At 73.4% G+C, this 5,719-nt stretch carries 6 protein-coding genes and 2 pseudogenes; 5 read left to right on the top strand and 3 right to left on the bottom strand.

All coding sequences use genetic code 11. From position 1 onward, the window contains the following. Positions 1-15: 15 nt before the first annotated feature. Positions 16-831, bottom strand: coding sequence for a sulfite exporter TauE/SafE family protein (locus AOK18_RS23760; protein ID WP_055695661.1), 816 nt, complete (start codon positions 829-831; stop codon positions 16-18). Positions 832-1,074: 243 nt separating this feature from the next. Between AOK18_RS23760 and AOK18_RS23755 the strand changes: the two genes are divergently transcribed. The 3 genes from AOK18_RS23755 (at position 1,075) to AOK18_RS23745 (ending at position 3,198) form a co-directional block, all read left to right on the top strand. Then, the gene (locus tag AOK18_RS23755) at positions 1,075-1,557 is read left to right on the top strand and encodes a Dps family protein (protein ID WP_055570769.1); all 483 of its coding nucleotides are present in this window, start codon (positions 1,075-1,077) and stop codon (positions 1,555-1,557) included. Between the two features lie 179 nt (positions 1,558-1,736). Beyond that, entirely contained in the window at positions 1,737-2,549 is an 813-nt protein-coding gene (locus AOK18_RS23750) for an SAM-dependent methyltransferase (protein ID WP_055695660.1), read from the top strand. A gap of 112 nt (positions 2,550-2,661) precedes the next feature. Next, positions 2,662-3,198 carry an NUDIX hydrolase family protein gene (locus tag AOK18_RS23745; protein WP_055570771.1) on the top strand — a complete coding sequence of 179 codons (537 nt, stop codon included), beginning with the start codon at positions 2,662-2,664 and terminating at the stop codon, positions 3,196-3,198. 114 nt (positions 3,199-3,312) lie between these two features. Here the strand turns inward: AOK18_RS23745 and AOK18_RS23740 are convergent, their stop codons facing one another. Together AOK18_RS23740 and AOK18_RS23735 are read right to left on the bottom strand one after the other, a co-directional pair. Then, the gene (locus tag AOK18_RS23740) at positions 3,313-3,963 is read right to left on the bottom strand and encodes a GPP34 family phosphoprotein (RefSeq protein WP_055570772.1); all 651 of its coding nucleotides are present in this window, start codon (positions 3,961-3,963) and stop codon (positions 3,313-3,315) included. A 194-nt stretch (positions 3,964-4,157) separates the two neighbouring features. After that, on the bottom strand, positions 4,158-4,781 hold the full coding sequence (locus AOK18_RS23735; RefSeq protein WP_055695659.1) for a GyrI-like domain-containing protein: 624 nt from the start codon (positions 4,779-4,781) through the stop codon (positions 4,158-4,160). A gap of 309 nt (positions 4,782-5,090) precedes the next feature. Here AOK18_RS23735 and AOK18_RS34615 point away from each other — a divergent pair. Then, positions 5,091-5,397 (top strand): annotated as a pseudogene (locus AOK18_RS34615) (transketolase); the annotation flags it as partial. Positions 5,398-5,399: 2 nt separating this feature from the next. Further along, positions 5,400-5,719: pseudogene (locus AOK18_RS34610) on the top strand (transketolase); the annotation flags it as partial.

Raw genomic sequence — 5,719 nt, 5'->3', positions numbered from 1 at the left:
CCCCCGGCCCCCGGCTCAGCGCACCAGCAGTTGTACGCCGCCCACCACCGTCGCCGCGATCACCAGCTGTTCGAACACCCGCTGGTTGATCCGGTCCACGGCCCACTTCCCGAGCAGCGCGCCGGGCACGACGAACAGGACGAGGGCCGCGTCGAGCAGCAGTGACTGCGCGTCGATCAGTCCGAGCCCCACGCTGAACGGCACCTTGGACGTGTTGACGATCAGGAAGAAGAACGCCGACGTCCCCAGGAAGCCCAGTTTCCGGAAACCCGCGGAGAGCAGGTACAGGGACATCACCGGTCCGCCCGCGTTGGCGACCATGGTGGTGAAGCCGCCGAGGACGCCGTACGAGCGGGCCTTGATCCGGCCGGCCCGGGAGGTGACCTCCTCGGGGCCGCTCCGGCCGCCGGGTCCTCCCTCCGCGTCGGCGGTGGCCCGCGCGGCGCGGTCCGCCGCTCGCCGCCGCCACACCGTCACCCCGGCCATCAGCAGCAGGATCGCCCCGATCGACGTCCCCACGGCCTCGTCGTCCGCCCGCATCAGGAAGAGGGTGCCGACGACGACACCGGCCGCGACCGCCGGGAACAGCCGCCACAGGGTGGGCCAGTGGGCGTGCCGCCGGTAGGTGAGGACGGCGAGCACGTCCCCGACGATCAGGAGGGGCAGCAGTACGCCGGTGGAGGCGCGGGCCGGCAGCACCGCCGCGAAGAGGGCGAGGCTGACCGTGTTGGCCCCGCTGACGGCGGTCTTGGAGAAGCCCACGAGCAGGGCCGCGAAGGCGAGGGCGGCGAATTCCCAGGCGGTGAGGTGCCAGAGCGTCATCATGTCCATTGCGGGGACCGATGGTACGTCCACGTGGCGATCACCGTGAGGGCCGTCTCACCTGCCGGCTTCCCGCGCTCCGGGCGGCGTTCTCCACCGCCGTCCGCGCCCGCCGACCGCGCCCGCCACCCGCCACCCGTCGTACCGGGCCGGGGCCCCGCCCCGCCCGGGCGGCCCGGGTTTGTCCCGGGAGGAACGGGGGCACCCGCGCGTTCGCGGAGCGACCATGCATTCGAGAAGGAGCGATACCCCATGACCGTTGTGCGGAGCACCCTGCCCGACGAGGCCAGCCGAGTCGCCGGCAAGGCACTCCAGGACACCCTGGTGGATCTCCTCGGTCTCTCGCTGATCGGCAAGCAGGCCCACTGGAACGTCGTGGGTCCGAGGTTCCGCTCGGTCCACCTCCAGCTGGACGAAGTGGTCTCGACCGCGCGCACCCAGGCCGACACGGTCGCGGAGCGGGCCGCGACGCTCGGTGTGCCGCCGGACGGCCGCCCGGAGACCGTCGCCAAGGTCTTCGCCCTGCCCGTCCCCGAGGAGGGCCTGCTGCGTGACGCGGACGTCGTGCGGCTGATGGCGGACGCGCTGGGGGCCGCGATCGTGCGGCTGCGCGAGCGCGTCGACGCCACCGAGAAGGCGGACCCGGTCACCCAGGACCTGCTGATCTCCGTCACCGCCGAGCTGGAGAAGCAGCGCTGGATGTTCGAGGCGGAGAGCACCCCCGCCGGGGCGTGACGGAACCCGGCGGGCATGACGGAACACCGACGGGGTGCCGCGTCTCCCGTCGGTGTTCCCTCGCCTCCCGCCCCCGTGCCCGCTCCCCCGTTCCGGGGACAGGGTGATCACCCCGCGGGCACAATGGCCGCGACGGCCGTCCGGCCGTGGGAAGGGCAGGGAGAGGGAGGGGGAGGGACGTGGGTGAGAGCCACACCCCGCCGCGCGGCCCGGCGCGACCGGACACCCCGGTGGCGCACAACGCGCGCGTGTGGAACCACTGGGTCGGCGGCGAGGACACCTACGAGGTCGACCGGCGGGTCGGCGACCGGATCGCCTCGATCCTCCCCGTCGTGCGGGACATCGCCCGCGCGGACCGGGAGTTCCTGGTGCGGGCCGTCACGTACCTGGCCGGGGAGCGGGGCGTGCGGCAGTTCCTCGTCCTCGGTGCCGGACTGCCCACCGCGGACAACACCCACGAGGTCGCCCAGCGGATCGCGCCCGGCTCCCGGGTCGTCCACGTCGACAACGACCCGGTCGTGCCGACGCACGCCCGGAGCCTGCTCGCCGGCACCGGGGAGGGCGCCGCCGACTACGTCGAGGCCGATGTGCGCGACCCGGACGTCGTGCTCGGACAGGCTGCCAGGACCCTGGACTTCGACCGCCCGGTCGCGGTGATGATGCTGGGCGTCCTCCACTTCGTCCCCGGCACCGGGCAGGCGCGCGGAACCGTCCGGCGGATCATGGAGAGGGTCCCCTCCGGCAGCTTCCTCGTCCTCACCCATCCCACCCACGACGCCGAGGTGGGCGGCGCGAGCCAGATCCCCGCGAGGGAGTTCTGGAACGAGAACGCCACTCCCCCGATCACGGCCCGCAGCGCCGGGGACGTCGCCGCGTTCCTCGAAGGGCTGCACCCGGTCGAGCCCGGTCCGGTGCCCTGCTCGCGGTGGCGTCCCCGGGCCGGCTCCGCCCCGGTGGTGCCGCAGTACGGCGCGGTGGCCGTGAAGCCCTGACCCGTGCCGGCTCCCCCGGCGTCGTCCGTCCGGCCGAACCCCTCGTGGAGGACACCACCCCCGCGAGGCGGCCGTCCTCGTCCGCCCGAACCGTCGAAAGTATGATCAAGCAATGTCTGACACGACCGAAACCACACCGGGATGGCTGTCCTCCGACGAGCTGGAGATGACACGTGCCCGCATGCCGATCCTGTACGTCGAGTCCGTCCCCGTACGTGTCGACGACAGCGGCGAAGTCACCAGCGTGGGCCTGCTGCTGCGCATCGGGCCGGACGGCACGGTCAGCCGGACGCTGGTCTCCGGCCGGGTGCTGCACCACGAGCGCATCCGGGACGCGCTGCTGCGCCACCTGGAGAAGGACCTCGGCCCGGTGGCGCTGCCCCGTGTCCCGGCCTCGCTCCAGCCGTTCACGGTCGCCGAGTACTTCCCCACGCACGGGGTCACGCCGTACCACGACCCGCGTCAGCACGCGGTGTCCCTCGCCTACATCGTGCCGGTGACGGGCGACTGCCGGCCCCGGCAGGACGCCCTCGACCTGGTGTGGTTCAGCCCTCAGGAGGCGCTGTCGGAGGCGGTGCAGAGTGAGATGCCGGGGGGACACGGGGTGCTGCTGAGGCAGGCCCTGGCGCACGCGGGCTGCCTGAGCTGACGCGGCGCGGGGCACGGCCTTCTCCTCACGGCCTTCTCCTCGCGGCCTCCGCCGTACGCGGCGGAGGCCGCGCCCCGTGCCGTTCACCGGGTCCCGTGGCCTTTCACGGCCGGGTCAGACGGCACGCCAGACGTTGTCGAAGGCCGCCGTCTCGATGGCCCGCCGTTGCCGTACACCGGCCAGTTCGACGACGGCTTCGTTGACCGCGGCCAGCACGGTCACGACCCGGTCGTCGCCGAGATCCGCGAGGTCGTCGCGGCCCTCGGGCCCCTCGTCCGGGTCGCCGCCGTACCGGGCGCCGACGCCCGCGGCGGCGGCGAGGGCGGTGAGCACGGGTTCGCGCGCCGCCCAGCGGTCGTTCGCGCGGCGGCGTGCCGGCGAGTCGGCCAGGGCCGACGGGTCGACGCCCAGTGACGGCTTCCGCGCGCGCCGACGGGCGGTGGCCGGACCGGTCGTCCCCAGTTCCGCGAGGTACGCGGCCGCCAGGTCGCGGCCCCGGCGCCACAGCCAGTCCTCCACCTGTTCGTGGGGCTCCCGCCGGGCCAGCGAGGACGCGGCCCGCCGCAGCAGGGGATCCTCGACGGCCGGCTCCGCTTCCCGCTCCGGACCCGGCACCACCCGGTCCTCGTCGAGGTCGGCGGCCCCGGCGGCGATGAGGTCGATCAGTTCCGCTCCCGCGAGCGCCAGCGACAGGTCGCCCTGCTCGACGGACGGACCGGAACGCGTGTCGATGACGACGACGAGCAGGTCCCGCGCTGTGGTCATGAGCGGCTCCACATCAGGAGGGGGGCGGCGGCGAACGAGCGTCGACGGGTCCCGTCGGCGGCACACCCGTCGTCCCCAGAACGACGAAGGCCGTCCCGTCGTTCCCACCGCCCCGCCGCCGCCTCGTGCCCCGCCGCCGGCTCCTCCACCCTCACCGACGCCCGGGGCCCGGGGCTCTCGGGACGCGGGCGGGCTCAGGTGCGGGCCGGGCCGACCGGCTGGCGGAGGATCGTGCGCAGCCGGCCCGGTTCCGTCCTGCGGGCGTCGGAGAGGTAGATCTCGTGATGGTGCCCGCGGGGGACCAGCCCCTCGGCTGGCATGAACTCCTCGTGCATGCGGGCGATCGTGGGGGCCTCCTCGTCGTACGGACCGACGTGGAGGATCTGCACGCACCGTCCTTCGGCATACTCCTCGAACCTCACCCGGTGCCCGGCGCCGAGTTCCCTCGTCCTCCGGACGTGGTCCATGGCCTCGTCGGCCAGGGCGGAACCGACCCACTCCGGCTGGACGATCATGAGCGTCCAGTTCCACTCGTCATGGTCCCGGGTCTTGAAGGCGCCGAGGTCGTCCGCGGTCCACAGTCCTTCCAGCGGTCCGACGGTGTGGGTCCGGGCCAGTTCCCTCCTGGCGAGCGCGCGCACGGCGTAGGCGGTCGTGTACAGGGCCTCGACCACCGCGCGGTAGTCGGCCGAGGTGTTGGGGTCGCCGCGGCCGTCCGCCATCAGGAAGCCCATGCGCGGCACGTCGACGATCCCGAACCGGTCGCGCCGGGCCGAGTAGAGGTCCCGTCGTTCCTTCTTGACGTCGTAGTTCCGCATGGGGGCGTCCTCTCCGTCGCGTCCGTCGCGGGAGGGCTTCGAACAGGGTGCGGAGGTGCCGTTCCGGCGGTCCCGGGAACGACCGGAGGCGGTTCCGGATTTCTCCGGAACCGCCTCCGACCCACGACTCTTCCGAGTCGGGACGNNCCAAGCTGCGCCACGTCCCGCTGCCCGTCTGACCTGGTGATTCCCCGGCGTCGACGTGCACGGAAACAATACCGCACCCAGAGCGGTGATCGCGCACCCCTTTGTCCGGGGGACGGGGACACGGCTTGACCTCAAGTCCGGTCGAGGTCGCACGATCGCCGTATGACGATCACCGAGGAACACCCCCGGGGGACGCCGGTCTCGTACGGCCGTGCGGATCTGCCCGCGCTGATGGGCCGGATGACCGGGGACGAGAAGCACGGACCGGCGGCGACCTCCACCCTGGACGTGCTGTGGGTGCTCTACGACCGTGTCCTGCGGGTCTCACCGGAGCGGACGGAGGACCGGGACCGGGACAGGTTCCTGCTGTCGAAGGGGCACGGCCCGATGGCGTACTACGCCGTGCTGGCCGCCAAGGGCTTCCTGCCGGTGGAGTGGCTGACCGGGTTCGGCTCGTACGACTCGCCGCNNTCGGCAGCGGATCGCTGGGGCACGGGCTGCCGATCGCGGTCGGAACGGCGCTGGGACTGCGCGCGCAGGGACTCGACGGGCCGGCCGTGTGGGTGCTGACCGGGGACGCCGAGCTGGACGAGGGCAGCAACCACGAGGCGATCGCGTTCGCCGGTCCGGCCGGACTGGAACGGCTGCACACCGTCGTCGTGGACAACTCCTCCGCCACGCACGCCCGGCCCGGCGGGATCGCCGCGCGCTTCGAGGCGGCGGGCTGGTCCGTGCTCACGGCCGACGGCCGCGACCACGAGGCGCTGCACGCGGCGTTCACCGCGCCGCAC

The organism is Streptomyces prasinopilosus, assembly GCF_001419695.1.
Taxonomy (GTDB): domain Bacteria; phylum Actinomycetota; class Actinomycetes; order Streptomycetales; family Streptomycetaceae; genus Streptomyces; species Streptomyces prasinopilosus.
This window is presented reverse-complemented; position numbering and strand designations above follow the sequence as displayed.

Coding starts and splice junctions, on each gene's coding strand:
- AOK18_RS23745 (WP_055570771.1), top strand. CDS start 2,662: ATGTCTGACACGACCGAAACCACACCGGGATGGCTGTCCTCCGACGAG.
- AOK18_RS23760 (WP_055695661.1), bottom strand. CDS start 831: ATGGACATGATGACGCTCTGGCACCTCACCGCCTGGGAATTCGCCGCC.
- AOK18_RS23740 (WP_055570772.1), bottom strand. CDS start 3,963: ATGACCACAGCGCGGGACCTGCTCGTCGTCGTCATCGACACGCGTTCC.
- AOK18_RS23755 (WP_055570769.1), top strand. CDS start 1,075: ATGACCGTTGTGCGGAGCACCCTGCCCGACGAGGCCAGCCGAGTCGCC.
- AOK18_RS23735 (WP_055695659.1), bottom strand. CDS start 4,781: ATGCGGAACTACGACGTCAAGAAGGAACGACGGGACCTCTACTCGGCC.